This is a genomic window from Paenibacillus alginolyticus DSM 5050 = NBRC 15375, assembly GCF_000422905.1.
GTDB lineage: Bacteria > Bacillota > Bacilli > Paenibacillales > NBRC-103111 > Paenibacillus_E > Paenibacillus_E alginolyticus.
In genome coordinates, this window is the sequence record NZ_KE383950.1 from 23388 (window position 1) to 49623 (window position 26236).

Consider the following 26236-nt stretch of genomic DNA (forward strand, 5'->3'; position numbering starts at 1 on the left):
TTCCATACATGTTTATGTGCGGAACCGTTTTTTTATTTTAATTTCGTATGCTATGATGAAGGAAGTATGTCAAAAATCGGGGTGCGAACTTATGGATAAGCTAATTATTATTGATGGTAACTCTATCGCGAATCGAGCTTTTTATGCTTTACCTTTGCTCAGTAATTCCAGTGGTTTACACACGAATGCGGTTTATGGATTTACAACGATGCTGCTGAAATTAATAGAAGAAGAAAAGCCTACGCATTTTCTCGTTGCATTCGACGCTGGGAAAATTACGTTTAGACACAAAGAATATACGGAATATAAAGGTGGACGTGCCAAAACGCCATCTGAGCTCTCCGAACAGTTTCCGCTGATCAAAGAGCTGCTTAAAGCGTTCAAGATCCCACAGTTTGAGCTAACAGGCTATGAGGCTGACGATATTATTGGAACCTTGACCAAAGCTGCCGATGAAAAAGGCGAGAAGGTGCTTCTCGTTTCGGGAGATAAGGATATGCTGCAGCTGGCTTCCGAGCATGTGACCGTTGCGATCACACGGAAAGGAATTAGCGAAGTTGATCTTTATAATCCTGCAGAAATAAAAGAGAAATACGGGCTCACGCCTGCGCAAATTATCGATCTCAAAGGGTTGATGGGGGATACGTCGGATAATATCCCAGGCATTCCGGGTGTTGGGGAAAAGACTGCACTCAAGATGCTGCATGAGTTTGGAACGGTGGAAGAAGTGCTTGCTAATGCAGCAAGCCTCAAAGGCAAAATGAAGGAAAAAGTCGAGGAGCATGCGCAAAGTGCCATGATGAGTAAAGAACTCGCGACCATTTTCCGTGAGGTTCCGATGGAAACCGAATGGGATGTTTTCCGCTATGATGGCTTTGATGGACAAGCTTTATCCAGTATGTTCCGTAAGCTGGAATTCAAATCACTCCTGGAAAAGATGGATTTCGGCCCAAGCGTTGTCGAAGAGGGACAAGCTGTCGAAAGTTTGGAAGCAGTTGTTGTAACAGAAAACAACATGGAAGAGCTGATTGGCAAAATAGGCGATAACGCAGCCATCCATGTTGAGGCTATAGGGGAAAATCCGCATCAAGCTGTGATGGTTGGCGTTGTCTGGTTTACGTTTGATGGGGAAACAAATACATCTTACTTCGTGCCTATAGCGCTGCTGAAAAGTGAAGCGGGCGAGCCGCTGCGTACTTGGCTAAGCGATGATACCAAGAAGAAACAGCTCTTCGACCAGCACCGCGCACAGCTTGTGCTGGCTTGGCAAGGCGTCCAACTCAGAGGTGTGGACTTCGATGCACTGCTGGCCGCTTACTTACTCGATCCGACAGAGTCGAATCTTAGCTTGAGCGGCTTAACGGGCAAGTATGGCCTGCCGGGCGTCAAGACCGACGAGGAAGTATTCGGCAAGGGAGCGAAGTTTCGCATGCCTGAGCTTGAAGCGCTTAGCGACCACTTAGGGCGCAAAGCGATGGCTATTGCGCGCATCGTGCCGGTGCTGCGCGAAGAGCTGGAGAAGAGCGAGATGCATAGCCTCTTCTACGAGCTAGAGCTGCCTCTCGCGGGCGTGCTCGCAGAGATGGAGCTGCGCGGCATCGCGTTGGATGCCGAGGGGCTTAAAGCGTTCGGCGTGGAGCTTGCAAGCAAGCTGGATGCGATCATGACCCGCATCTACAACCTCGCCGGTGTAGAGTTCAACATCAACTCGCCGAAACAGCTTGGCGAGATCTTGTTTGAGAAGCTGGGGCTGCCAGCTTGGAAGAAGACCAAGACCGGCTACTCGACGGATGCCGAGGTGCTTGAGCGCCTTGCGCCCCACCACGAAGTCGTAGGGGAGATCTTGAACTACCGCTCGCTTGCGAAGCTGCAATCGACGTACGTCGAGGGGCTGCTCAAAGAGGTGCGGCCGGAGACCGGTAAGGTGCACACCTATTACCGGCAGACGATTGCCGCCACGGGCCGTCTCAGCAGCCAGTTCCCGAACCTCCAGAATATTCCTATTCGTCTGGAGGAGGGGCGTAAGATCCGCAAGGTATTCGTTCCATCCGAGCCTGGATGGTACATGCTTGCTGCGGATTACTCGCAGATCGAGCTGCGCGTGCTGGCGCACATCTCGCAGGATGACAATCTGAAGGAAGCGTTCCTTCAGAATATGGACATCCACACGAAGACGGCCATGGATGTCTTCGGGGTGGAAGAGAGCGCCGTTGACGCGAACATGCGCCGCCAGGCCAAAGCCGTCAACTTCGGGATCGTTTACGGCATCAGCGATTACGGCTTGTCCCAGAACTTAGACATTACCCGCAGGGATGCAGCTCAGTTCATTGAACAGTATTTTGCTGTTTTCCAAGGGGTACGCAAATATATGGATGAGATCGTGAAGGATGCTCGCAGAGACGGTTATGTCACGACCTTGCTGCAGCGCCGCCGCTATCTTCCAGAGATCACGGCATCGAACTTTAATCTGCGTTCCTTTGCCGAACGTACAGCCATGAATACGCCGATACAAGGTACGGCCGCAGATATCATTAAACTAGCCATGGTCCAGATGGCTGATCGTTTGAAACAAGACGGACTCAAAAGCCGCATGCTCCTTCAAGTACACGATGAGCTCGTCTTTGAAGTCCCTGAAGAGGAGCTTGAGACCATGCGGCGCGTCGTACCGGAAGTCATGGCTGGAGCTCTTAAGCTGGATGTCCCGCTGAGCGCAGATGTTGACTTTGGTCTTACTTGGTACGATGCTAAGTAAGTAATGCTACATCACACACAAAAAGAGGTGAACATCCGTGCCTGAACTACCTGAAGTCGAAACGGTCAGACGTACGCTGAACCAATTAATCACCGGAAAAACGATTGAGCATGTTCAGGTCAGACTGCCTCGCATTATCCAAAAGCCTGATGATATTCGTATGTTTGAGATTTTGCTGCAAGGTCAAACGGTCGAGACGATAGAACGCAGAGGGAAATTTCTGCGCTTCATTCTTACCGATTACGTCATGGTTTCGCATCTGCGGATGGAAGGACGATATGGTCTGTATGATGTTGAAGATCCGGTGGAGAAGCACACTCATGTGTTGTTCCGTTTCACAGATGGCAGCGAGCTCCGTTATAAGGACGTAAGACAATTTGGAACGATGCATCTGTTCCCCAAAGGGGAAGAGCTCACACAGCCTCCGCTGCATAAGCTCGGACTTGAGCCGCTTGATGAAGACTTCACCTTCGAGGCTTTTCGAGACCGGATCGCTCATCGTTCGACGAAGATTAAACCGCTGCTGCTCAATCAAGAATATATCGTGGGAATCGGGAATATTTATGTAGACGAGTCCCTTTTCTTGGCTGGCATCCATCCCGAACGCGAAGCCTCTTCACTGAGCAAGAAGGAACTCGAACTCCTTCACTCCGCCATCATTCGTACACTTCGTGAATCGGTTGAAGTTGGAGGTTCCTCCATTAAATCGTACGTGAATGGACAAGGCGAAATTGGTTTGTTCCAGCATCAATTCAACATTTATGGCCGACAGTCACAACCGTGTAAAACATGCGGGAGAGAGATTTACAAAACCGTTGTTGGCGGCAGAGGAACGCATATTTGCCCAACCTGTCAACCGTTAAAGAAGACGAGAACCCGAAAGAAATTAGAGAAATAGGCACGTGAAGCATGCCCTTCCCATATGATAAGGAGTACTTAGCCTAGAGAATCGGCTTACAAGCTGGTTTCTAGGTAAAACTCTTAGGAGGGGTATTATGCTTCCTGTAGTTTCACTACTTATTCTTGCTTTCGCAGTTTCTTTGGACGGTTTCGGCGTTGGAGTGATGTATGGATTACGTAAAATAAGAATTCCGTTCGTATCCATTGCGATTATATCACTTTGGTCTGGTATCATTATCTACAGCTCGATGCAGATCGGTGTATTGATGTCTTCCTTCATGTCTCCCTTGGTAGCTAAGCGTTTCGGTGCTCTTATATTGATCGGGATTGGCATCTGGGCATTGGCACAAACGAGACAACAAAAGTCGCAAGAGCATCAGGAACGAGAGGGAGCTTCCTCTTTGGATCAAGCATCAATAAGCAGTGTTCTTCCTTCATCAGAGGGTAATCAACCTGGATCTGGAGAGGTTCTCACATTTGATACTTTGCAGCGAACGAAGGAAATACTGAATATCGAACTGAAACGCTTCGGACTGGTTATTCAAATTTTGCGCACTCCATCCATTGCAGATGTTGACAAATCGGGTTATATTTCAGCTTCAGAAGCTACATTGCTTGGTTTGGCGCTATCTTTGGATGCGTTCGGTGCAGGCATAGGCGCAGCATTAATTGGTTTCGTTCCACTGCTAACAGCTTCCGTCATATCGATATCCAGTGGTTCATTTATAGCGTTAGGTTTGCGGTTTGGTTTACGGTACGCGGAAATGAATTGGATGAAGAAACTGTCTGTTCTGCCGGGATGTGTACTCATTATTATGGGGCTTTTGAAAATGTTGTAGCACGTCCTTTATGCAAAGAAATCATTTATTTCGTAAATCATTGGGATATGAGAAAGTTTTCCGAGTGGAAAACGATTAGGAGAGATCTGCCCATGAATATCGGGTTAACAGGAGGAATCGCTTGCGGCAAAAGCACGGTTAGCGCCATGCTGGTCAGCCGCGGCGCCCTATTAGTAGATGCGGATACCATAGCACGCGATGTTGTTGAGCCCGGCAGCCCTGTTCTTGAACAGGTTGCTGCACAATTTGGACAAGCCGTTCTTCAGGCAGACGGCTCGCTTCATCGCAAGAAGCTCGGAGAGATCATTTTTGGGAATACGGAGGCACGCAAGCAGTTGGAAAGTATTCTGCATCCGCCAATTCGTGCACAAATACGTGAACAGATGGAAGCCTATGAACGGCAATTTCCGGATAAACTGGTTGTGGTGGATGTCCCTTTATTATTCGAATCTAATTTATCCTACCTGTTTGAAGAGGTTATGGTTGTTTATGTGCCGCGTTGGGTACAGTTGGAGCGGCTTATTGAGCGCGATGGACTGACGGAAAGTGCGGCGAATAATCGCATAGAAGCTCAGATGTCTATTGAGGAGAAACGTAAATTCGCGGATGTTGTCATTGACAATAGTGGTACATGGGAAGAAACGAACGCTGAAGTGGAGCGGTTTTGGCTAGACAAGGGGCTTTCATGATCTTTTTACGTAAAAAACGAGTTTTTGCCCTGCTTCTTGTCTGTTTTGTTCTGGTTCTCTTTATGAATAGTGATTTTATCGGAAGAAAGCTATACCCGATCTACTTTGAGCAGGAAATTAGGCAGAGCGCGGCGAAACACAATATAGATCCATTTTTAATTGCTGCGATTATTAAGGTTGAGACGAATTACAAGTATCATTTGGAGTCAAGAAAAGGCGCGTTAGGCCTTATGCAGCTTATGCCTGACACAGCAGACTGGATAGTAGAATCCACGAATTTAGGGCCTCACATGCAGGAAGATTTATTAAAAGTGGACGTAAATATTAATCTTGGTTCTTGGTATTTGAGCTGGCTTAAGAAGCATTATAATGGTAATTTAATTTATGCGATTGCGGCTTATAATGCAGGCCAAGGGAATGTGAATAAATGGAAGCAAAATAACGTTTGGGATGGTTCGGAAGCGCATATTAATCAAATTCCATTCGGGGAAACACGTCATTATGTTCAGCGGGTGCTCTATTATTACGAGAAATACACGAAGCTTTATTCGGAACAATGGGGGAATAAGAATTAGGATTCCTTCTCTTCATAAACAAAGAAGCATTGGACTAGCTCCTTGTGGGGGCTTAGAGTCCAATACTTCCTGTTTTGGAGCTTCAGTAGCTAGGATTCAAGATTACTTGAATTGACCAGCCAAGGATTGCTCTGCAATTTGTACTAAGCGACGAGTGATGTTACCACCAATGGCACCAGCATCACGAGTAGCCATATTACCCATATAACCATCTTGTGGGATGGCGATACCAAGCTCTTGTGCTACTTCATATTTTAGCTGATCCAAGGCTGCGTTAGCTTGAGGAACAACTAAAGTATTGCTGTTACGGTTTTGTCCTGCGCCCATGTCTGTTCACCTCCTTGTCGTTTGGTAATAGTATTGTGTGCATATCTCCTAAGTTCATGACATGTAACATATGGTAATAGATCAAAAAAGAGAAAGGAGAGATAGCGAATGAAGTGTCCGTTCTGTGACTATTCCGGTACGAAAGTTCTTGATTCACGTTCAGCTAATGAAAACAAATCGATTCGTCGTCGTCGAGAATGTGAGAAATGTGCGAGAAGATTCACCACATTTGAGATGGTGGAAGAAACGCCGTTAATCGTGATTAAGAAAGATGGAAGTAGGGAAGAATTTAGTCGAGAGAAAATATTAAGAGGCTTGATTCGAGCTTGTGAGAAGCGCCCGGTATCGATGGAGAGGCTTGAGATGATGGTATCTGAAGTGGAAATGCAGCTTCGCACCACGGCTCATGCTGAAGTGGATAGTTTAAGCATTGGCGAAATCGTCATGGAACAGCTGTACCCCGTCGATGAAGTGGCGTACATTCGCTTTGCCTCCGTATACCGACAGTTTAAGGACATCAATATGTTCCTGAAGGAGCTTACGCAAATATTGGGAAAGCATGATACCGGACTGCTCCGGGATAAATAATGCAAAATGAATAATTTAATCTGTAAATATGACAAAAAATAAGAAAAAGACAGCGGGATTCCCGTTGTCTTTTCTTATTTTTCCCGTGAAATCAACAATCATGGGATTAAAATTTATTTGAAAAAAATAAATCTTTAGACATCAACCGACTGTATTTTTGTATGCTTTCGTGCATAATTCCTTTATTGAGTGCGTTTGTCCAGTTCACTCCTAAGAAAATGAATAAACCGAATAGCTTCATCTGGGGTTAAAACGTTGTTATCAAACTTAAAGGAGAACATGTTTAAAAGATCACTTTCTGGAAGATGCAAGTTATCTATTAATTGCTGTACATCCAAACTCATTCTACCATCCACCGTAATTTTTCCCATCATCTTTGTTCCCTCCTAGTCTTTCTACATCAATCGGACGGAGGCGGTAGCTGGCTGACATTTTGGACATTCCTAGAATGCCATTTTAGTCCCTGTAGCTTTGCGTCACCACTTTTCAGTGGTTTTGCCTTTATCGTACCGATTTATGTTTGTAAGAAAACTATATCATATTTACGGATTGAGTATCCATTTATTACATTATTCGAAGGATGGTTGAAGCATATGTCCGTCAAGTCCAATCAAATTCCAAGCATTTCTTATGAATTAGATATCGTAAAAGTTGCTAACTCTCTCGGAATTGATCAAGATCGCTTATTGGCTTATGTGTATGCAAACTCGGACTCGAAGGAACAATATGAGGTAAAGGAAACCTTTCCAGATTATAAGAGTGGTTGATCGTATAAAAAAAGCACTACAACGTAAGGGTTGTAGTGCTTTAATCGTATTAAACCATGATTTTGCAGATGTCGTTCGTGAATTCAACCGGATCTTGAAGAGGCAAACCTTCGATTAAGAGTGCTTGATTGTACAGCAGGGCTGTATAAAGATTCAGCTTCTCTTTATCTTTGTCAAAAGCGTCTTTTAAGGATGCGAACACTTCGTGATTGACGTTGATTTCCAGTACCTTCTCAGCCTTCACGTTAGGGTTATTTGGCATCGCATTTAAGATTTTTTCCATTTCGATGGTCACATCGCCGTCCGTCGATAAGCACACAGGATGCTTTTTAAGACGCTTCGATGCTTTGACGTTTGTAACTTTGCCTGACAACAGATTTTTCATATAATCGAAAAGCTCTTTGTTGTCATTTTTGTCAGCATCAGATTCCGCTTGGCTGTCATCTACTTCAATACCAAGATCGCCGCTTGAAACGGATTTAAATTCTTTTTCTTTGTAAGTCATGATCATTTTGATCGCGAATTCATCGATATCATCAGTGAAATACAAAATCTCATAGCCTTTGTCAGTGACAAGCTCGGTTTGTGGAAGCTTATCGATTCTTTCCATCGATTCTCCAGAAGCATAGTAAATGTACTTCTGATCTTCCGGCATTCTTGCCACATATTCGTCCAACGTAACCAGCTTTTTCTCCTTGGAGGAGTGGAACATCAGCAGATCCTGTAAGACGTCCTTATGGCTTCCATAATCGCTGTAGACACCGAATTTGAGCTGTCGGCCGAAGGATTTGTAGAATTGCTCATATTTCTCTCTTTCGTCTTTCAGCAGGCTTTGCAGCTGGCCTTTGATTTTGCTTGAAATGTTTTTGGCAATCAGCTTCAATTGACGGTCATGCTGCAGCATTTCTCTGGAAATATTGAGCGATAGGCTTTCGGAATCAACCATTCCTTTAACGAAGCTGAAATAGTCAGGAAGCAAATCCGCACATTTGTTCATGATCAATACGCCATTGGCGTAGAGCTCCAAGCCCTTTTCGTACTCTTTGGAATAATAGTCAAAAGGAATATTTTCCGGGATAAAGAGGATGGCTTGATAGACGACAGCGCCATCTGCGCTAACGTGAATATGTTTGAGCGGCTTGTCGAAGCCGTAATGTTTCTCGTGATAGAACTTCTCGTAATCATCCGGAGTCAGTTCGCTTTTGTTTTTTCTCCAAATAGGAACCATGCTGTTGACATGCTGCTCTTCTTGGTAATCCTCGAAGTCGCTTTCGCTGCCTTCTTTCAGCCTTTTTCCCGTGATGTCCATTTTAATCGGGTAACGGATGAAATCAGAGTATTTTTTGATGATCGCCTTTAAACGATACTCGTCTAAAAACTCATCGAAGTTCTCATCTTCTGTATTATCCTTAATTTTCAGAATGATCTCCGTGCCCACTTCGCTTTTCTCCGCTGTTTCGATCGTGTAGCCATCGGCGCCAGTGGACTCCCACTTGTAAGCAGTATCGCTGCCTAAAGCTCTACTAATAACCGTAACAACATCTGCAACCATAAACGCTGAATAGAAGCCAACGCCGAACTGGCCGATGATATTGTGACCGTCTTTTGCTTCATTTTCTTTTTTGAAAGCCAAAGATCCGCTCTTCGCTATGATCCCCAGGTTATTCTCCAAATCTTCCTTCGTCATACCAATACCCGTATCACGCAGTGTGAGTGTGCGATTCGTTTTGTCGGCAACCACTTTAATGAAATAACTATCTTTGTCAAATACCAACGTGTCATCGGTCAAAGCTTTGTAATAAATTTTGTCGATAGCATCACTGGCATTGGAGATAAGCTCTCTTAGAAATATCTCTCTTTGCGTATAAATCGAATTGATCATCATTTCCAATAAGCGTTTGGATTCAGCTTGAAACTGTTTCTTTTCCAATGGGAGATCTCCTTTCGAATATGTAGAAATTAGTCAGAGATGATTATTAGCACTCTCAGTTGCTGAGTGCCATTCCTTACTTTTATAACACTCCTTTATTTTATTGTCAATATTTCATTCGATATGAACTTTTTGAAGCTATTTGCAACCATTCTGAGCCGTACATTTCGTTATTTCGTTATAATCCGCATGAGAATATCCACACTGGGGAACCCATATTCTTCATTGTGTTGTTCTTGCATATTTTACTGCGTACACGAAAGGAAGGTTTTTCCCAATGGTCATGCTCTTCCGTAGAGGCATAATATCCACTTTGGACAGCCCCAAGTTTATGGGAGATTCATCATTGCCAAATTCTCAAATGAGATTGATATCACGGCCTTCAATGATTGATTTTGGATACCCTTGTTTGGCAATTTTGATCATTGCGCGTCCGATCTTCTCTGAAGTCGTAATCGAATTCGGGAACCATTTTTCTAACATTGGGTAGAGAGGTTTCGTTATGGTGTAAATGCTCTGGTACAGTTTAGTCTTGGACTTGACGCCGTGCAATGGAAGAATACCTCCTGGACGGAACATGTAAGCCGCCTTAAATGGAAGCTTAAGCAAATCATTCTCCGTTTTTCCCTTCACCCGCGCCCACATACTGCGACCCTTTTCCGTACTATCTGTTCCCATTCCTGTTACATAAAAGAACGACATGTTGGGGTTCAATCTCACTAATGTCTCAGCAACATGCATCGTAATATCATAGGTGATTGCCCGATAGCGGTCTTCGGTCATGCCCGCGGAAGAGACACCAAGGCAGAAAAAACAAGCGTCGAAGCCCGACAGTTTATGCTCAATGTCAGATAGATCCAGAAGATTAGCATGCACCTGTTCGTGCAATTTGGGATGTTTCTGACCGGTGGTGTTTCTACCTACAGTTAGCACGCTCTGAACTTGAGGATCGAGGAGGCATTCGCGCAGCACGCTCTGTCCGACCATGCCTGTAGCTCCGAAAAGAAGGACGTTCAAATCTATCACACCTTTCACTTCAATTGTATCGAATGTACGTTCCGTAATGAATATTCTACCATTAATCGTACAGAAGTAATCGATTATTCAATTTTATTTATCCTAACATTTACGCCAAGCGTGTTAAATAACTACCCTGAAAGTAGCTGTTCACGAAACTAATTTTCATTATTCTGTGGTGTCCTGTGAGGGACATGGATGGCTAACGGGAATCTAATAGTAATTAAACATTTCATCCTGAAGACATTTAACATGTTCCAGATATGATTGCATTCATGAAACTATTTTAGGCAACAAGAGGAGAATTCTATTGAATTGAAAGACTTAAAAATCGAATTATAGCGTTATGCCTACCGGTTGTGAGGAGGATAATGATTTCCATTCATGATAAACCCGGCTCTGCTGCTGATAGGCAGTAAACCGGGTTTTGTATTTTAACTCCTAGAGTTCGTAAATTTAAGACGTAAGCATTAGGCGTCGAGTTAATGCCCAAAAGAGCAGAGCCAAGACGCTTACTGAGGCACCCAGCAAGCATACGCCGATCCAGCCAGTATGAGCGTAGACAGCAGTTGAAGAAATTGAACCGACAGCACTGCCGATTGAATAGAAGATCATGTAGCCAGCAGTGAGACGGCTGCGTGCCTCTGGACGTAACTTCAAAATCATGCTCTGATTGGTGACGTGCACAGCCTGCACCGCGAGATCCAGAACGACAACTCCGATGATCAATGCCCATAGCGAATGCTCGGTAAAGCTAATCGGCAACCAAGATCCTAGAAGCAGAACAAGAGCTATACCGGTTGTTCGCTGTCCTAGTCCACGATCGGCGAGACGTCCAGCTCGCGCAGCTGCTAGCGCTCCCGCAACACCTGCTAGTCCAAACAACCCGATTAATGTATGTGAAAGAGATAATGGAGGAGCGCTGAGCGGCAGTACGAGCGAAGTCCATAAAATGCTGAACGCAGCAAAGATTAGCATACAGATGACAGCACGTATGCGCAGTATCGGTTCTTGAATGAACAGGGTGACCACGGAGCGCAGCAATTGCGGATAGGATAGGGGAACTTTTACTTTATCGTGGTGTGGCAGCATCCGAAATAAAGCGATAGCCATGAAAAGCGTTATTGCCGCGGAGACATAATAGACGGCACGCCAGCCAGCGAGATCCGTCAGTACACCAGCGATGGTGCGTGCCAACAGAATGCCGATCACGACACCGCTTGTCACCAAGCCAACCACTCTGCCACGATCAGTCGGTGCAGCCAAAGTTGCAGCAAATGCGACAAGCACCTGTACCACGACGGCAAGCAGCCCTACCACAGCCATACCCCCCAAAAGCACAGTTATTGTAGGAGCAATGCTTACAGTGAAAAGTGCTAATACGGATAATAGCAGCATACTGACAACCAAACGACGTCGATCAAATAGATCGCCAAGCGGTACTAAAAGTAGAAGTCCCAAAGCATAGCAAATCTGAGTGATTGTAATAATTATGCCTATGAACGAATGATTGATGCTGAACTCCTTAGCTATAGAGTCGAGCAGCGGTTGTGCGAAATAGATATTGGCGACAGCCAGCCCGCTGGCGACTGTTAGCATCAGTGTGGCCGAGCATGAAAGTGATGAAGTGTGAATCAATTGGGATTCACCCGATTCAGATATGTCGGACTCAATTCGTACTGTATTCACTCCTACCCCGCTTGCATCTCCAATAGTAACCACCATATTTTCTTCAAGCTTTTCCATTGTGCACTCGCCTCCTTGAATAAATTACATAATAACATACTGATCAGTACGTTATTAAGATAAAAATATATGTCGAATAACTCTGTTTTGTCAACTGTTTGACAATGAATCACCGGGAAGTATAGTATTATATCATACTGATCGTTATGAAAAGAGGGAATTAGCATGGCGAGGCTCCGTGAATTTGATGAGCAAAAGGCATTAGACGCAGCTATGCATGTATTTTGGGAAAAAGGATTCGAGGCAACCTCGTTAAGTGATTTGACGTCCAAAATGGGAATCCAGCGTCCAAGCATTTACTCCGCATTTGGTGACAAAAAAGAACTGTTTGAAGCTGCGCTTCGTAAATATACGCAGTTTCACGCTTCTAATGTTAGAGCTCGACTTCAAAAAAAGTCATCCGTTAAAGAAGCATTTCGTTTCTATTTTGAAAGTATAGTGACTGAAGAATACGAGGAGGGGCCTAATCGGGGATGCTTCTGCCTGAACACGATGGTGGAACTTGCACCTCACGACGCCAAATTTGAAATACTCACAAGAGAGCATCAGATGTATCTATCCGCTATATTTCAAGAAACGATTGAGCGGGGCATACGATCGGGTGAGCTTGAGAACGTTACGAATGCATTAGCCTTAGCACAGACGCTTGTAGTATCGTTAATTGGGCTTACTGTCATGATGAAATCACGGCCAGATCGCTCATTTATGAATAATTCTATAGAACTCACACTTTCATTGCTCAAATAGGACGTAAAAAAAACGGGCTTTCGCCCGTTTTCTAAATCGAAGTTTTCATATTACCATTTTATTTTTTGGTTACTGATGTGTACCACTCGTTGACTTCCTTCGTTGTCTGATCACCGCCATTAGCCTTCCAACTAGCGACGAATTCGTCAAACGCATTCACTGGCAATTTGCCATAGATGATTTTGTTGAATGTTTCCATTTCAGACTGACGTAGAAGGTTCCATTTCGAAATCATGGTCGGCGTCGCCGCACCAGTAAAATAGTTTTGCTTGCGAATATCCATTTGGGACATAACGACTTTCGCAGCATACCAGTTTTCAGGTTTGCGGAAATCTGCGATCTGCTTCTCGTAAGGAGTTTCCGGAGTTTTACCGTCCGCAAGCTTAACCAGCGTCTTCATATACAGGTCTGGAATCCGCGCTGGTCCGGTTATGAATGTGAAGTCATTGCTGAAGTCCTTGATTTTATCTTTATCACTGGTTGGTTTTCCGTCCACGATGTCCCAGTCGTAGCCTTTGGCAAAGCCGTTTTCGAATTTGCTGCCGGTTGGCGGGTTGGCCAAGTTGTCTAGCATATAGTTGTAGTACAGGAAGATGGCTTCTGGATGCTTAGCATCTTTATTAATCATGAAGCTGCTGTTTACGCCAGAGTTTTGCCATTTCGTGCCGGCCAGTCCATCTGGACCTGCGGGAACCGGATAGGCTTTATATTTCGAATTTTTTACGTTCTTAATTAAATCCGGAGCCGGCCAGTCTGGAACCCAGTTAGCTCCAGGCAACACACCTGCATTTCCTTTTGTCCAGATCTCGGCAGATTTACCTTCGTCCCACAAAGCTGCATCTGGATGAATATAGCCTTTGTTCATCCACTCTTGAAGCTTCGCTAGCGCTTTCTTGGCCCCCGGATTGATAGAACCATATTCAAGCTTGCCATTCGCATCTTTGTTCCATTGCTCCTCAACGGAGCCGTAAGCCCCGAACAGCCAATCAAGCCCGCCCATCCATGTGTTCGTATTATTTTTCAAGGAAATCGCGAGCGGATAGACGTCCTTAGGAGACAACCCGTCCGGGTTCTGATTCTTGAATTTGTCCATCACGTTCTCTAAATCTGCGATCGTCTTAGGAGCCGAAAGATTCAGCTTCTCCATCCAATCTTCCCGAAGCCACAACATCGTATCGTCATTATCTGTATATTCCAGAATTGGCAGGTTGTACTTCTTGCCATTTCTCGTGAATGGGTACCATAGTTCTGGATGTTGAGCGGCATGGTCTTTCCAAGTTTTGTTAGCGTACTTATCAAATAACGTGTCAATGGCAACAAACTGGCCAGAATCGATCAATTGGTTGGTTAGTACGGGGTCCGTTGGTACGAATACGAAATCTGGCAGTTTCTCGCCGGAAGCAATAGCAAGCTGAAGCTTCTGCTTATATTGATCCCCGCCTGCAGGGTACCAGGTATCTTTGTGCTTGATACCAAGTGTCTCCAACATCCAACGGTCGTGGACATTGTTTTCTTTGGTGTCGCCTTTGACATATTTCTTTGGCGGGGCAAACATGACGACGGTGCTAATTTCAATTGGCGGATCGTATTTGCCTTTGGTGAATCCAGCATCGGATGCAGCAACGTCTTTCGAACCGGTAGTGTCTGGTTTTCCGGCTTCACCGGTCTTTGAGCTGCAAGCCGAGACTACGATGAGTGAAGTGGCCACGAGCAGCAGCCATGATTTTTTGAATGTATTCACTTTTGATTTCCCCCTACGGTGTAAGATTACTACATGCTAACTCTACCAACTTATTGGGGAAGGTATCTATATGATTATTTTAGTTTCCGTAAGACTTTGTTAGGCAATTAATTGCTGTCTCTAAATTCTTGCGGCGTTACACCGAACTGGCGTTTAAACACTTTGATAAAGTAAGCTGGATCCAAATAACCGACTTCCATGCTGATTTGATACACTTTTTTGTCGGTTGTTTTTAGCAAATGACAAGCACGCTCCATTCGGAGAGAGGACATGTAATCGCTTATTCCCTCACCGGTTTCAATCTTATAAATTTTGGATAAATGTGTCGGATGCAAATTCACGTGGTCTGCCAGCGCACGCAGCGAAACATCGAGATGAAGGTTTTTCTCCGCAAAATCCTGGACTTTCTTCACATAAAGGGATCGAATATCCTTGATTTCATTCGATGTATTCTCTTTGAGCTTGCCAAGCACGCCCAGAGACCACTTTCTAAGCTTGCTGATGGAGGAGAAGGCTTCTCCGCTCTGTAAGGTTTCAATCTCCGGGCCAATTAAGTTGGCCAACGTGTAGCCGTTCCGATGCGCTAGATGCGTGAAGGAAGCAGCGATTGAAAATCCAGCCTCCATACAGTGCTCCCAGGATTCGGACCATCTATCATCTAGCTCCGCGAACACGGTCCCTAGTTTATCTTCCGCTGCATCCCAACGCCCAACCTCAAGCAGATTAATCAATGTTGGAGGCATGTGAATAGCGTCCAAGGTTCCCTTCGAAACGTTTTGCTCGAAATCACCAACCCGCATAACGAACTCCCGTTCATCCCCTACAATTTGCCGGAAATAGGCTGAGGCCTGCCGATAATGATCAGGTAGCTGGTCGGGAAATTGAAACCATTCCGTAATCACGATGGACAGAGATCCTTTCAAGAATTGTTTCACTTTATACTGAAGCTGCATGGCAAGCTTTTCTAAAATAGTTTCTTTCCCAACGTCAGAATGGTCTTCCTTGAGCTGAAGAAGAAAGGCAAGATACCCATGCTCTTCCTTAACACCCCAGACCTCTGTGAATTCTCCGATAATCTCTTCGGCCATATTGATGATGGCATATTCCATTAATTGCTGCCCATTGTGTTTATATTGCCCGAATTCTTCCTCCATTCGGACGAGCAGGAGGGCACAGTCCCCATAACGAAACGGTAGTCCGTAATTCTCCAGCTTCCGACTCCATTCTTCGGTGGGCATGCGATGACCCCGTAAGGCATCAAGAAGCAATTGGCCGCGAAGAAGCGGTAAGTTTTCCCGAAGCGTGTATTGGGTGCGTTCATAGGAGCTAATGCTTTCCCATTCCGTATTCAATTGATCAATCGCAGATTTGACTGCGTCAAACAACTCGTTGTCGGTAGGCGGTTTAAGCAGGTAGTCCACCGCTTGGTGGCGGACCGCCTCTTTCGTAAATTCAAAGTCGGAATGACCGGATAAAATAATGCATTTTATTTTTTTATCAAACATGCGAATTCGCTCTATCAGCTCTATACCGGTCATTTCAGGCATGAGCACATCAGATATGACAATATCGATGGGATGCGACTCAAGGATTTGAAGCGCCTCATGCGCAGAATAAGCTTTATGAACCTGTTCGATGCCGAGCGTATGCCAAGGCTTATGCATGGATAGGTTGTCTACCCAGTGAGCTTCATCGTCTACTATGATCATTTGCATGTTACGTGTCTCCTTGTATGAAGGGATGATGGCGATGCTCTTCTCCTGAGGTTATTTCCCAAATAATCTCTGTTCGAAAGCCTCCTAGAGGCGATTTCGTGAAATAAAGGTAAGAATTATCCCCGAATTGATGAATGATCCGCTGGTTGGTATTCCAAAGACCGCAGCCCATTTTCTCTTGCAAGGGCTCCCGCATTTTACAATTTAGCGCCTTTTGCTGATCCTCCGTCATCCCAGGACCGTCGTCATCGATATAAATCCTGCAGTAGCCGCCTACAATCTCGCCGCTGATTCGAATTTCACCCGATGAATACGATTTCCCAACCCCATGAATGACGGCATTTTCCACAATCGGCTGCAGCAGCAAGCGTGGAACTTGTTGGTTCAGCAGCTCTTCGGGTATATCGATATGATAATCAATTCTGCCGTTACGCAGTTTCTGAATGTCCAAATAGTTGACGATCAGTCGAATTTCTTCGTCCAGACTAGCCGTTTCCCTTTCCATTCGGGTCGTGTAACGGTAGTATGCGCTCAGATTATACGCCATTGAAACGACAGCCTCTTCGTTCTTCATCTGGGCCATGTTAACAATGTAGCCTAGGCAGTTATAAAGAAAATGCGGATTAATTTGAGCCTGCAATTGCTTCAAAGTCGCATCCCTGGCCCGTAGTCTCTCATTGAGCACGTTTTCAATTAAACCTTGAATTTGCTGAGACATATCATTAAATCGATAAAACAGAAAAGAAAACTCATTATGTGCATTGGCGTTGATCCTAACTGAAAAATCCCCCCGCTGCACGCTCTGTAATCCGCGAATCAGCTTTCTAATCGGACGTTGAACGTTCCGGTAAAGCAGCACGGAGGAAGAAATACCGACTACAAAAAGCAGGACCATCGATAAATAGAATAGATTGCGGCTGAACGATATCGGACCCAAGATTTGATCCAGTGGAACAATGTCAACCAGATGCCAGTCCAATAGGGGAGATTTCACAGCACTAACCAAATAATTTTTATTTTCTAATCTCACGACCTTCTGCATCGTATCTGCCAGAGACTGCCCGTCCAAATAATGGATGAGGTCATTGGATAGCTGCGTGGACGCGCTGCGATTCAGTATAGGAGTCTCTCCCTTGTGGTAAAAGAAAGGATCTCCTTGACCGCCTGCCTTATAAGTGTCCAGCATATTTTGAATATTTTCATGACCAAAGCTGGCTTCAACCACCAAATTACTTCCACTAAGCGTATCCTGTTGGCCGAAAGAATCCGTATAGAACCAATAGAAGGACTTCAGATCACCTTTGGGCACCGTTTCGCCATCCCCATAAGTCCATTTTCCGGTCATATTCCTTTTCAAATAATTATCATCGTACTCGGACGTTCTAATGGCATTAGAAATGGCTTCTTTGTTCTGTTGGGAATATACCGTGTATTTAACCGGCCATATGTTCATAATACCGGACTGCAGCACCATCTTTTCCTGAACCGCATATCTAGTCTGCATGCGATCATAGCGATCTTCCCAGATGTTTAATCCATTGAATTTCTGAACATTTGGATCTTTGGAAAAGGTCATGACAAAGTCCATCATCTGATTGATCCTTGAGTCAATCTGACTGGATAGAAAAGAGAGTTGTTTGATGTTGGATGCCTGAAGTTCTTTATCTATAACATTGAATGCGATTCTATTGGAATAGGTAAATACAAGAATGATCGGGATGAATAAAATGACAATCAGACCGTTCATTTTGGCAAATAGGCTAAACCTTGAACTCATCCTTCTTTTGATTAACTCGATGCCTCTGCGCAGCTCCATAGCCGATCCCCCTAAAAGATGTCCTAACAAAACCCTATCAATCCTAACAATGTCTTATAGTTTAAGGGTAGCGTTTGTTGATACTATATATATCAGGGTTTGTCAAAATACACAAATGAGTTTTTATGGAACGGGGTAGAGAGAGCTATGGAGGCGAATACAGATCTGCAAGTGACCCACAAGGCCACCGAACGCGTGAAAAGGAAAAGTAGCTACAAGCAACCATGGATGCTTCACTTCATGGTGCTGCCGGCTGTCATATTGGTTTTCGTTTTTTCTTATCTTCCCATGTCGGGGATCGTCATGGCGTTTCAGGATTATAAATCAGGATTGGGAATAACCGGCTCCCCTTGGGTGGGCTTGAAGCATTTCCATTATATGTTGGCGAATGATTACTTTTTGAAAATTACGTGGAATACCCTGTTCTTTGCTTGTGCCAAGATCGTGCTGAACTTAATCATCCCATTTATCTTCGCCCTGTTATTGAATGAGGTAAGGAACATAGGGCTCAAAAGGTCGATCCAAACACTTGTCTACTTTCCCCATTTTCTTTCCTGGGTTACACTCGCAGGCATTCTGATTGATTTGCTTGCCCAGACTGGGCTTGTCAACCAGTTCCTTTCCAGTGTGTTTGGCATTAAGCCGATTTTCTTTCTGGGCGACGGCAGTTGGTTCCGATTTACCATTATCTTCAGTGATGTCTGGAAAGAATTTGGGTTCAATACGATTTTCTTCCTAGCGGCGCTTACGGCTATTAATCCAGCGCTGTACGAAGCAGCTGAAGTTGACGGAGCGAGCCGCTTCAAGCAAGCGTTTTATGTTACGATACCATCCCTTATACCGATCGCAATCGTAGTTGCAACTTTGGCTCTCGGCAATGTGCTGAATGCGAACTTCGACCAAGTGTTTAACTTGTATAGTCCTCTGATCTATCAGCAGGGAGATATTATTGACACGTTTGTGTATCGGGAAGGTCTCCTTAGTGGACAATTCAGCTTCGCAACGGCAGTCGGTCTATCTAAATCGCTTATCAGCTTAATCTTAATCATCATATCCTACCGTCTTGCTTATCGATTCGCTGGGTATCGAATTTTCTAAGCGAATGCTTACGAAAACTCAGTAACGCTTACGAAGCCAGTTTTCTTGCGAAAACTCAGTAAGGCTTACGAGGCCAGTTTTCTGACGAAAACTTTAAGGAGGACAACATATGTACCACAAAACGTTATCTTATCGCATATTTACCGTGTTTAACAATACGCTGTTGATCATAATCTCTATTCTTTGCCTACTTCCGTTAATCCATTTACTGATGGTGTCTTTAAGCTCAAACGCTCCTGCCAACGCTGGGTTGGTTACGTTTTGGCCGATCGGTTTTACATTTGAAGCCTACGCAAAAACGTTTAACAATGCCCAATTTCTTACATCGCTTGGGGTATCCATACAACGGACTGTCCTTGGAACGGTGCTTGCGATGTTAGTTAACGCAATTGCAGCTTACGCGCTCTCGAAAGATACTCGCGTCTTTCGCGCTCGCACCGGCTATCTCTGGTATTTTGTCATAACTATGCTGTTCAACGGGGGCCTGATTCCCAACTATATCCTTGTCTATAAGCTTGGTTTGATGAATACGCTGTGGGCGCTTATTCTGCCAGGAATGGTAGCAGTCTATAACCTCATTCTGCTTCTTAACTTCTTCCGTAACGTTCCTAAAGATCTTGAGGAAGCTGCCTTTATTGACGGAGCCGGACATTTGCGAACCTTTTTCATGATTTACTTGCCAATCTCATTACCAGCCATAGCGACGATTACCTTGTTTACGATGGTGGGACATTGGAACGCTTATTTTGACGGCTTGATCTATATGAAAGATGCTGAGCATCTCCCGCTTGCAAGTTTCATGCAAACCATCATTGTTCAAGCGGATATGTCCAAGATTGATCTGTCAGCGGTTGCCAATCAATCGCAACGAACGATTCGGGCATCTCAGATATTTATCGGCGTGCTGCCAATATTAGTGGTCTACGCCTTCCTGCAACGGTTCTTTGTTAATGGGATTTCCATCGGTGCCGTCAAGGAATGACTTGTCGGTTCAAGCATAAGCTATTACAAAAGAAGAACACTGTAACCTTTATGGCTACAGTGTTCTTCTTTTATAATTATACATGTTTATTCCTTCGGCATCTTACTCATATCCATGTACAACACATTCCACCGATGACCATCCAAATCAGTGAATCCAGCGCCATACATCCAGCCCTGATCATGGGGCTCACCGTAAATTGTGCCGCCTGCCTTTGCCGCTTTCTCCAACATCTCATCTACTTCTTCTTTGCTCTCGGCATCAAAGGAAAGCAATACTTCTGTGCCTTGCTTAGTGTCCGCAATATCATTTTTTGTGAAACTTTTGAAAGTGGACTCCGGAAAAAGCATCACGATAACGTTGCTATTTCCGATTAGCAACCCAGCGGCATCATCGCTATTTTGATGTCGCGGATGAAAAGAAAATCCAAGACTCGTGAAAAACTCTTTTGACTTTTTGAGGTCTTTCACTGGCAGATTGAGCCAAAATTCTTTTGTCATCATCAACTCTCCTTTTTATTCGTAGTGACTAGTACTGAGTACTTATGGTTAATTTTAGCATGAAAAATGATGTAACATCTGTATTTAATGGGCCGCGGCTTCTCCTTGCTTCCGATGCTGGATCATCGTTGCTGTCAAACCAATCAATGCAGCGATGAACAGGTACCCGAGCATAATCAAGGCATAATGCCCGATTTGCGTGTGGCCACCTAGTGTAATGACATGTTGAAGCCCATGGAGAGCATATGTCATCGGCAAGCATTGACCGATCGCTTTCATAACTGGAGAGCTCAGTTCCGTTGGAAACGTTCCGCCGCATGTGGCAAGCTGCAGAATTAACAAGGTCACCGCTGCGAATTTACCGACCAGACCGAATAAGTTTATGAGCATGAGAATAATCGTCAGGAATGTAAAGGATACTAATAAGGTAAATAATATGAACAGCGGAATGCTTGTAACTTGCAATTTGAACCCAAGAAGAACGATCGTATCAACAATTGCCGTTTGGATTAAACCGATTGTATAGAATAGGCCAAGTTTATTTGTAAAGTGCGTGCTTCCAGCAATATTAGGTTCTTGCCGACGACCAAGAGGAAGGATATTGGCCGCCATGATGCCACCGACGAAGAAGGCCAGGCATAAGAAATACGGAGCAATGCCGCTGCCGTAGTTAGGTACGTTCGTCACCTTCGATTCGACAAGCTGAACAGGTTCGGCAAACATCGATGACCTAGCATCATCCATATGAATACCTGACGTTTTCAGTGCCGCATCATTTAGTTTGCTCGAAAGTTCTCCGGAACCGTCTGTCAACTGAATGAGTCCGTTCATCAGTTCATTTGTACCTGTATCTAGCCTTTGACCGCCGTTCGCGAGTGTTTGAACTCCTCCAGCAAATAACTCGAAACCGTTGCCCCATTTCACAAAGCTCATCTGCAGCTTCGCTGCGCCGCCGGATAATTGCGTAACTCCGTCAGTAGCCAGCTTAAGCTTGCTACCGAAGGTTTGAATACCTTCACTCGTTTGGACTTGTCCATCACTTAACTTTTGCGAGCTATCCGAAAGCTTGGACAGAGCTGCGGACATTCGTTCTAAGTTTGATGTCAATCCTTCGGATGCTTTCACGAGGCTTTGCAGCTTATCATCATTAGCAGCATCAGGATGTGCGCTGACATAGTCGGCCAATGCCTTGTTCAGACTTTTTGCGTCCTGTGCAGCTTGAGCTTGTCCCTGAGCGGCTTGTTTGCTGCCGTCCGACCACTCTATCAAGCCTTGAGAGATCTGAGACGAGCCGAATTCGATCGACTGAAGGCTATCGGCAAGCCGGTTCATATGTTCAGCCATATTGGCAGTTCCTTCAGCAGTGCTCTGGACTCCTTGCTGCAGCTGGTGTTCGGTTTCCGTTAGTTGGCCGCTGCTCTCTTGTAACCTCGAGGCACCTCCGGATATTTGGCGAATGCCATCCGTCAGCTGGGAGAACCCATCTTTGGCACGGGATGTGCCTTGATTTAAGGATTTGGCGCCGTTTCCAGCGTCACTAATGCCTTTTGCCAGCTCTTGCATATTAGCGAAAACGCCGTCAGCATAAGATTTGGTAATGCTCGCGTCGATTTTTGCCTTCATCTCCTTGACGGCCGAAGAGCCGACTTGGGAAGCAACGTAGTTGGTTCCGGCATTCGTTCTATAAATCAGCTGTGCCGGCTTCGGATGTTCGTCCATGAGCGTCCCGACTTCTTTGGAGAAATTTTCAGGCACCATGATCGTCATATAATATTGTCCGTCTTTTAAGCCGTCTTCAGCTTCAACTGAAGTAACGAAATGAAAGTCTAGCTCTTTGTTTTTTTGAAGCTCGGCAACAAAATCGTCACCCGCGTGGATAGGCTTGTTGTCCAACATGGATCCTTGGTCCATATTCACAATAGCGACAGGTAATTCAGTCAGTCTGCCATAGGGATTCCAGTACCCAGCTAGAAATAATCCGGCGTAGATTAGGGGAACCAGAACCAAAAATCCGAGTGCGATTCGCCCGTGCTTATGCTGAAGCAGAGCCTTCCAATCCCTGAGGATGAGTTGAACACTCTTCATAATCCATCTTCACTTCCTTATAATTTGCTCTTTAATTGAACTCACATCCTTTATTGTAGCTACTCCAAATGATAAAGTATAATACATAATTTATTATAAAATGATAGCTTTTAGGCTATTAGCGTAAGGGAATGATCACTCATTGGAGTTTATACAGCTGCACTATTTTCAAACCGTTGCCCGCTTGGAGCACATGACTAAAGCGGCGGAAGAACTTCAAATCGCCCAACCTTCCTTAAGCAAGACTATTGCTCGTCTAGAAAATGATTTGGGCGTACATTTATTTGACCGCAAAGGCCGCCAAATCCGCTTGAATCCGTTCGGAAAAGCTTTTCTTGCTAGGGTGGAACGTGCATTCATGGAATTGAACGAGGGGAAAAGGGAGCTCAATGATTTAGCAGGGCTGCATGAAGGAACGGTCACGTTGGCCGTGACGATTCCCCGAATATTGCCAGAATTGTTGGGTGCTTTCTTAACGCAATTTCCACATGTAAGGCTTCGGCAGTTGATTGAATCGACTTCCTCCATGAGGCGCCTGCTGGAAAACGGGGAAATCGACTTGTGCATTTCTTCAATTCCGATCGAAGGCTCCGACATCGAATGGAAACCGCTCATGACGGAGGAAATCTTCCTGTTAGCCCCGCCTGAGCATCGGTTAGCAGATCGTGATGCGATCTCTCTTTCGGAAGTAAAGGATGAGCCATTTATTAGTATGAACGAGGGGTACGGCTTTCGGAACCTGACGGACGCATTTTGCCGAGAGGCTGGTTTTACGCCTAATATTGCTTTCGAAGGGGATGAACCGAATATTATCGGCAGCTTGGTACGCAAAGGGTTGGGCGTTGCCTTCGTGCCTGCCTTGTCCCTCCCGGATACAACGGTTCCTTCACCTGTACGGCTTCGGATCACGTCTCCTGCCTGTCACCGAACAATCGGAATGGCCTGGTCAAAAAGTCGTTATCTTTCACAGGCTGCCGGGCGGTTTCAGCAGTTTATCGTGGACTATTTCGCTAAGCTAAACTGCATAACAGAGAGCATCCACCCCGAGGAGGTAGTGTGAACAAACAAAAAATCCGCAACCTTATAGGGTACGGATTGTCGGATTGGTTGGTAGAAGCTCGTAACTAAGATCCAATTGAACCGGTGTTTAAACCGCTTTCAAATTATTTCGCTTTTAACGATGTAAGGAAGATGATCACAAGAGATATCCGCTTTGAGATCAAGGATACATTGCAAAGCTTGCTTCTCATCAATACTCAGAATACTGGTCAAGTAAAATAGCATGTGATCATAGACTGAGCCGAATTTCTCTAGTTCGTTGGGGTTATCGGACAAATATTTTTGATGTTGCTTAACGAAATTCTCGGTGACAGGATTCAAAGTGATATACCTCCAACTGGTTATAAAATCAATCTATCACAATTGATTAGAGGTGAATAGGAATTTTTTTATATCTATGGATTACCATACATTTTCTTTATTTTTTTGAAAAACCACAGATAGTAACCGTATGAAATTAATAGAGTGAAGGTTATGGTAATGAAACTCCAATACCACTCCCAATTTAAGTATTTAATCAATTGAGTATACTTTACTAGATTGACTTCAATTATTGTAATAACTGTTGGAAAAATAAGAATGTAAATAGATTTAACAAACCTTGATCTGTCTTTAGGAAAATGAACATTAAAAATGGCACTTACGGAAGGGAAGACGAAAAATTCAAAAGTAAAACTTGATTTGTAAACTATCTTTAGAAACCCTACAGGGTATTCAATTAATCCTTTTTGGACAACCCAAGCACCAAATAACCAACTGGGAATTTGCATGAATAAAAAACTTACTTGTGCTTTGATCGAATTTTTCGGTTTAATAAATATCACCAGAAGAACAGCAGTAATGATCCAAACTGAGTAAAGAATGATCATATCCATAATTATCAGTCCCGTTATTTTAATACTTGAATTATCGTCAAAAGTGAAGAGTTTTAATCTTTATAGGTTAGATATCCGAAAAGCGCTTTTAGCCCAAAAAAATAACAGCCAAATAATAATCCTGAAACCATTATGATCAATGCGGCCCAATGATAAACCACCTAAATGGAAGTAGGACAGAGCCGCACGAGAAACTCGCCCGACTCTGTTTCAAATTTGTTAGTCTGTTCTTCTCTATGCCTACCTTGCCATCCACCTTGTTGGCCGGTCCACTGTCCACCTTCCATACCATGATAAGGCATTGGATAGTGATGCGGATGGTGAGGATGATGCGAATATGGAACAGGATAAATGATCACTGGATGATGATGCATATGCGGATGATAATGGTGATGAGGGTGATATGGGTCAGTCAGCTTCACTATCCATTAACGATGAAATGCTGCTCAGTCGCATGTTAGATAGATATTGAAATAATTCTCATTCTCGTTATACTAACACTATAACATTGGCCGTGAAGCACACGCCGCTTTGACACATTCTCCACCTTCCTGGGTGAGATTGTGTCAAAGTGGCTTTTTCGGTTCAGCGGCCAATTTTAAGGAAGGAAGTGACAAGTGATAACTAGATTTGACCAAGCCTATGAGGAATGGATGAAATCAGTCATTGCTCAAGAAGAAAATCACAGAAGGCGCGAATTATTGGAGAAGGGACTTGGCCATGGCACACGTGAATTTTTGCGTTTTGTCTGGTTTCCTGCTGTAAGAAATTTCAATGATTTATATCCCGAATGGGAGGTGCGTGATTCTAACAATGGGTATCGTTATCTGGACTTGGCTTATATGCCTGGTGGCGATGTAAAGGGAGGAATCGAAATACAAGGCTATGGACCCCACGCAAGAGACCTCGATGTGCGTCGCTTTAAGGACTTATGTTGGCGGCAATGTTTATTAGCACTTGACGATTGGATCTTTATGCCGATTGCCTATCTTTCCATTACGGATGAACCCAAACGTTGCCAGCAGTTTGTACTTTCCTTTATTGGGAAGTTCATTGCGATGGATGTGCCTAAAAATTTGACCTGGCTTGAAGCTGAAACGATCCGTTACGCGAGACGGATACCTCGTCCATTTACGCCATCAGAATTGTCCTCCCATTTACGAATTACAGACCAGCATGCGCGGCGGATTCTTCACAAGTTAGTTGAGCACCAATTTCTGTTTGTAGCCAGCGGTAGGCAACGTTATCGTTCTTACGCCTTACGAACTCAATAATTCTTATTTGATCAAAGAGCATAGATCTGAAGTTGCTACGAATTCAAGATGCGCTATTTTAAGCAAAAGATTAGCATTCAGCCTATACCCTACTCCATAACGTCACTGGTGTTCGTTAAATCAATCGAGAAGGCGTATTCTCATGTATAAGTACAATGCGGGTCGTTAGCAATGACATTACAAGTGGGGCTGACGAAGAAAACTCGACGCAGAC

24 protein-coding genes and 1 riboswitch are annotated in these 26236 nt (G+C 44.5%); of the genes, 12 read left to right on the forward strand and 12 right to left on the reverse strand.

Translation table 11 applies throughout. The features are described from left to right. The first annotated feature begins 91 nt into the window (after positions 1-91). From polA to G519_RS0140170, 5 genes are all read left to right on the forward strand, one after another. Complete coding sequence (polA, locus tag G519_RS0140150) at positions 92-2752, forward strand: DNA polymerase I (RefSeq protein WP_029199325.1); 2661 nt, start codon at positions 92-94, stop codon at positions 2750-2752. A gap of 37 nt (positions 2753-2789) precedes the next feature. Then, positions 2790-3650, forward strand: coding sequence for a DNA-formamidopyrimidine glycosylase (gene mutM / locus G519_RS0140155; protein ID WP_029199326.1), 861 nt, complete (start codon positions 2790-2792; stop codon positions 3648-3650). A 97-nt stretch (positions 3651-3747) separates the two neighbouring features. Then, positions 3748-4491 (forward strand): MntP/YtaF family protein, encoded by a 744-nt coding sequence (locus G519_RS0140160; RefSeq protein WP_029199327.1) that lies wholly within the window; start codon positions 3748-3750, stop codon positions 4489-4491. A gap of 92 nt (positions 4492-4583) precedes the next feature. Further along, a complete protein-coding gene (coaE, locus tag G519_RS0140165) occupies positions 4584-5180 on the forward strand; it encodes a dephospho-CoA kinase (RefSeq protein ID WP_029199328.1) in 597 nt (198 codons plus the stop codon). Next, on the forward strand, positions 5156-5755 hold the full coding sequence (locus G519_RS0140170) for a lytic transglycosylase domain-containing protein (RefSeq protein ID WP_322786742.1): 600 nt from the start codon (positions 5156-5158) through the stop codon (positions 5753-5755). The genes coaE and G519_RS0140170 overlap by 25 nt, the downstream gene beginning before the upstream one ends. Positions 5756-5857: 102 nt before the next feature. Here the strand turns inward: G519_RS0140170 and G519_RS0140175 are convergent, their stop codons facing one another. Next, complete coding sequence (locus tag G519_RS0140175) at positions 5858-6082, reverse strand: alpha/beta-type small acid-soluble spore protein (RefSeq protein ID WP_029199330.1); 225 nt, start codon at positions 6080-6082, stop codon at positions 5858-5860. A 108-nt stretch (positions 6083-6190) separates the two neighbouring features. On the opposite strand from G519_RS0140175, the gene nrdR reads away from it, so the two are divergent. Beyond that, the gene (gene nrdR / locus G519_RS0140180) at positions 6191-6670 is read left to right on the forward strand and encodes a transcriptional regulator NrdR (RefSeq protein WP_029199331.1); all 480 of its coding nucleotides are present in this window, start codon (positions 6191-6193) and stop codon (positions 6668-6670) included. Positions 6671-6852: 182 nt separating this feature from the next. On the opposite strand, the gene G519_RS0140185 is transcribed toward nrdR, so the two are convergent. After that, positions 6853-7044 (reverse strand): hypothetical protein, encoded by a 192-nt coding sequence (locus G519_RS0140185; protein ID WP_029199332.1) that lies wholly within the window; start codon positions 7042-7044, stop codon positions 6853-6855. Positions 7045-7083: 39 nt separating this feature from the next. Next, positions 7084-7180: riboswitch (cyclic di-GMP riboswitch) on the reverse strand. A gap of 83 nt (positions 7181-7263) precedes the next feature. Between G519_RS0140185 and G519_RS51000 the strand changes: the two genes are divergently transcribed. Further along, positions 7264-7437, forward strand: coding sequence for a hypothetical protein (locus G519_RS51000; protein ID WP_154669677.1), 174 nt, complete (start codon positions 7264-7266; stop codon positions 7435-7437). 49 nt (positions 7438-7486) lie between these two features. Here G519_RS51000 and htpG read toward each other — a convergent pair whose 3' ends face one another. From htpG to G519_RS47010, 3 genes are all read right to left on the reverse strand, one after another. Next, positions 7487-9367: a molecular chaperone HtpG gene (gene htpG / locus G519_RS0140195; protein ID WP_029199333.1), complete on the reverse strand. Its 1881-nt coding sequence runs from the start codon at positions 9365-9367 to the stop codon at positions 7487-7489. A gap of 357 nt (positions 9368-9724) precedes the next feature. Next, entirely contained in the window at positions 9725-10384 is a 660-nt protein-coding gene (locus tag G519_RS0140200; protein WP_029199334.1) for an NAD-dependent epimerase/dehydratase family protein, read from the reverse strand. Between the two features lie 456 nt (positions 10385-10840). After that, entirely contained in the window at positions 10841-11983 is a 1143-nt protein-coding gene (locus tag G519_RS47010) for an MFS transporter (protein ID WP_244280379.1), read from the reverse strand. Positions 11984-12295: 312 nt separating this feature from the next. On the opposite strand from G519_RS47010, the gene G519_RS0140210 reads away from it, so the two are divergent. Further along, positions 12296-12877 carry a TetR/AcrR family transcriptional regulator gene (locus tag G519_RS0140210; protein WP_029199335.1) on the forward strand — a complete coding sequence of 194 codons (582 nt, stop codon included), beginning with the start codon at positions 12296-12298 and terminating at the stop codon, positions 12875-12877. Positions 12878-12935: 58 nt separating this feature from the next. Here the strand turns inward: G519_RS0140210 and G519_RS0140215 are convergent, their stop codons facing one another. The 3 genes from G519_RS0140215 to G519_RS0140225 all read right to left on the reverse strand — a co-directional run bounded on the left by G519_RS0140215 (position 12936) and on the right by G519_RS0140225 (position 18149). Next, positions 12936-14618, reverse strand: coding sequence for a type 2 periplasmic-binding domain-containing protein (locus G519_RS0140215; protein WP_029199336.1), 1683 nt, complete (start codon positions 14616-14618; stop codon positions 12936-12938). Positions 14619-14725: 107 nt separating this feature from the next. Next, positions 14726-16333: a response regulator transcription factor gene (locus tag G519_RS0140220; RefSeq protein ID WP_029199337.1), complete on the reverse strand. Its 1608-nt coding sequence runs from the start codon at positions 16331-16333 to the stop codon at positions 14726-14728. 1 nt (position 16334) lies between these two features. Continuing rightward, the gene (locus G519_RS0140225; RefSeq protein ID WP_051254193.1) at positions 16335-18149 is read right to left on the reverse strand and encodes a sensor histidine kinase; all 1815 of its coding nucleotides are present in this window, start codon (positions 18147-18149) and stop codon (positions 16335-16337) included. Positions 18150-18296: 147 nt separating this feature from the next. Between G519_RS0140225 and G519_RS0140230 the strand changes: the two genes are divergently transcribed. Further along, positions 18297-19247: an ABC transporter permease gene (locus G519_RS0140230; RefSeq protein ID WP_036635827.1), complete on the forward strand. Its 951-nt coding sequence runs from the start codon at positions 18297-18299 to the stop codon at positions 19245-19247. Positions 19248-19356: 109 nt separating this feature from the next. Then, positions 19357-20229 carry a carbohydrate ABC transporter permease gene (locus G519_RS0140235; RefSeq protein ID WP_029199340.1) on the forward strand — a complete coding sequence of 291 codons (873 nt, stop codon included), beginning with the start codon at positions 19357-19359 and terminating at the stop codon, positions 20227-20229. Between the two features lie 86 nt (positions 20230-20315). Here the strand turns inward: G519_RS0140235 and G519_RS0140240 are convergent, their stop codons facing one another. Together G519_RS0140240 and G519_RS0140245 are read right to left on the reverse strand one after the other, a co-directional pair. Beyond that, a complete protein-coding gene (locus G519_RS0140240) occupies positions 20316-20729 on the reverse strand; it encodes a VOC family protein (protein WP_029199341.1) in 414 nt (137 codons plus the stop codon). 84 nt (positions 20730-20813) lie between these two features. Further along, on the reverse strand, positions 20814-22814 hold the full coding sequence (locus tag G519_RS0140245; protein WP_029199342.1) for a YhgE/Pip domain-containing protein: 2001 nt from the start codon (positions 22812-22814) through the stop codon (positions 20814-20816). Positions 22815-22956: 142 nt separating this feature from the next. Between G519_RS0140245 and G519_RS0140250 the strand changes: the two genes are divergently transcribed. After that, on the forward strand, positions 22957-23874 hold the full coding sequence (locus tag G519_RS0140250; RefSeq protein ID WP_029199343.1) for a LysR family transcriptional regulator: 918 nt from the start codon (positions 22957-22959) through the stop codon (positions 23872-23874). A gap of 98 nt (positions 23875-23972) precedes the next feature. On the opposite strand, the gene G519_RS0140255 is transcribed toward G519_RS0140250, so the two are convergent. Both G519_RS0140255 and G519_RS53215 read right to left on the reverse strand, forming a co-directional pair. Next, a complete protein-coding gene (locus tag G519_RS0140255; RefSeq protein ID WP_029199344.1) occupies positions 23973-24194 on the reverse strand; it encodes a hypothetical protein in 222 nt (73 codons plus the stop codon). A 74-nt stretch (positions 24195-24268) separates the two neighbouring features. Beyond that, a complete protein-coding gene (locus tag G519_RS53215; protein ID WP_051254194.1) occupies positions 24269-24748 on the reverse strand; it encodes a CBO0543 family protein in 480 nt (159 codons plus the stop codon). A gap of 620 nt (positions 24749-25368) precedes the next feature. Here G519_RS53215 and G519_RS0140265 point away from each other — a divergent pair. Continuing rightward, positions 25369-26022 (forward strand): transcriptional regulator, encoded by a 654-nt coding sequence (locus G519_RS0140265; RefSeq protein ID WP_029199346.1) that lies wholly within the window; start codon positions 25369-25371, stop codon positions 26020-26022. The last annotated feature ends 214 nt before the right edge of the window (positions 26023-26236 follow it).

Coding starts and splice junctions, on each gene's coding strand:
- polA (WP_029199325.1), top strand. CDS start 92: ATGGATAAGCTAATTATTATTGATGGTAACTCTATCGCGAATCGAGCT.
- G519_RS0140160 (WP_029199327.1), top strand. CDS start 3,748: ATGCTTCCTGTAGTTTCACTACTTATTCTTGCTTTCGCAGTTTCTTTG.
- coaE (WP_029199328.1), top strand. CDS start 4,584: ATGAATATCGGGTTAACAGGAGGAATCGCTTGCGGCAAAAGCACGGTT.
- G519_RS0140175 (WP_029199330.1), bottom strand. CDS start 6,082: ATGGGCGCAGGACAAAACCGTAACAGCAATACTTTAGTTGTTCCTCAA.
- nrdR (WP_029199331.1), top strand. CDS start 6,191: ATGAAGTGTCCGTTCTGTGACTATTCCGGTACGAAAGTTCTTGATTCA.
- G519_RS0140185 (WP_029199332.1), bottom strand. CDS start 7,044: ATGATGGGAAAAATTACGGTGGATGGTAGAATGAGTTTGGATGTACAG.
- G519_RS51000 (WP_154669677.1), top strand. CDS start 7,264: ATGTCCGTCAAGTCCAATCAAATTCCAAGCATTTCTTATGAATTAGAT.
- G519_RS47010 (WP_244280379.1), bottom strand. CDS start 11,983: ATGCTAACAGTCGCCAGCGGGCTGGCTGTCGCCAATATCTATTTCGCA.
- G519_RS0140210 (WP_029199335.1), top strand. CDS start 12,296: ATGGCGAGGCTCCGTGAATTTGATGAGCAAAAGGCATTAGACGCAGCT.
- G519_RS0140220 (WP_029199337.1), bottom strand. CDS start 16,333: ATGCAAATGATCATAGTAGACGATGAAGCTCACTGGGTAGACAACCTA.
- G519_RS0140225 (WP_051254193.1), bottom strand. CDS start 18,149: ATGGAGCTGCGCAGAGGCATCGAGTTAATCAAAAGAAGGATGAGTTCA.
- G519_RS0140230 (WP_036635827.1), top strand. CDS start 18,297: ATGGAGGCGAATACAGATCTGCAAGTGACCCACAAGGCCACCGAACGC.
- G519_RS0140235 (WP_029199340.1), top strand. CDS start 19,357: ATGTACCACAAAACGTTATCTTATCGCATATTTACCGTGTTTAACAAT.
- G519_RS0140240 (WP_029199341.1), bottom strand. CDS start 20,729: ATGACAAAAGAATTTTGGCTCAATCTGCCAGTGAAAGACCTCAAAAAG.
- G519_RS0140245 (WP_029199342.1), bottom strand. CDS start 22,814: ATGAAGAGTGTTCAACTCATCCTCAGGGATTGGAAGGCTCTGCTTCAG.
- G519_RS53215 (WP_051254194.1), bottom strand. CDS start 24,748: ATGGATATGATCATTCTTTACTCAGTTTGGATCATTACTGCTGTTCTT.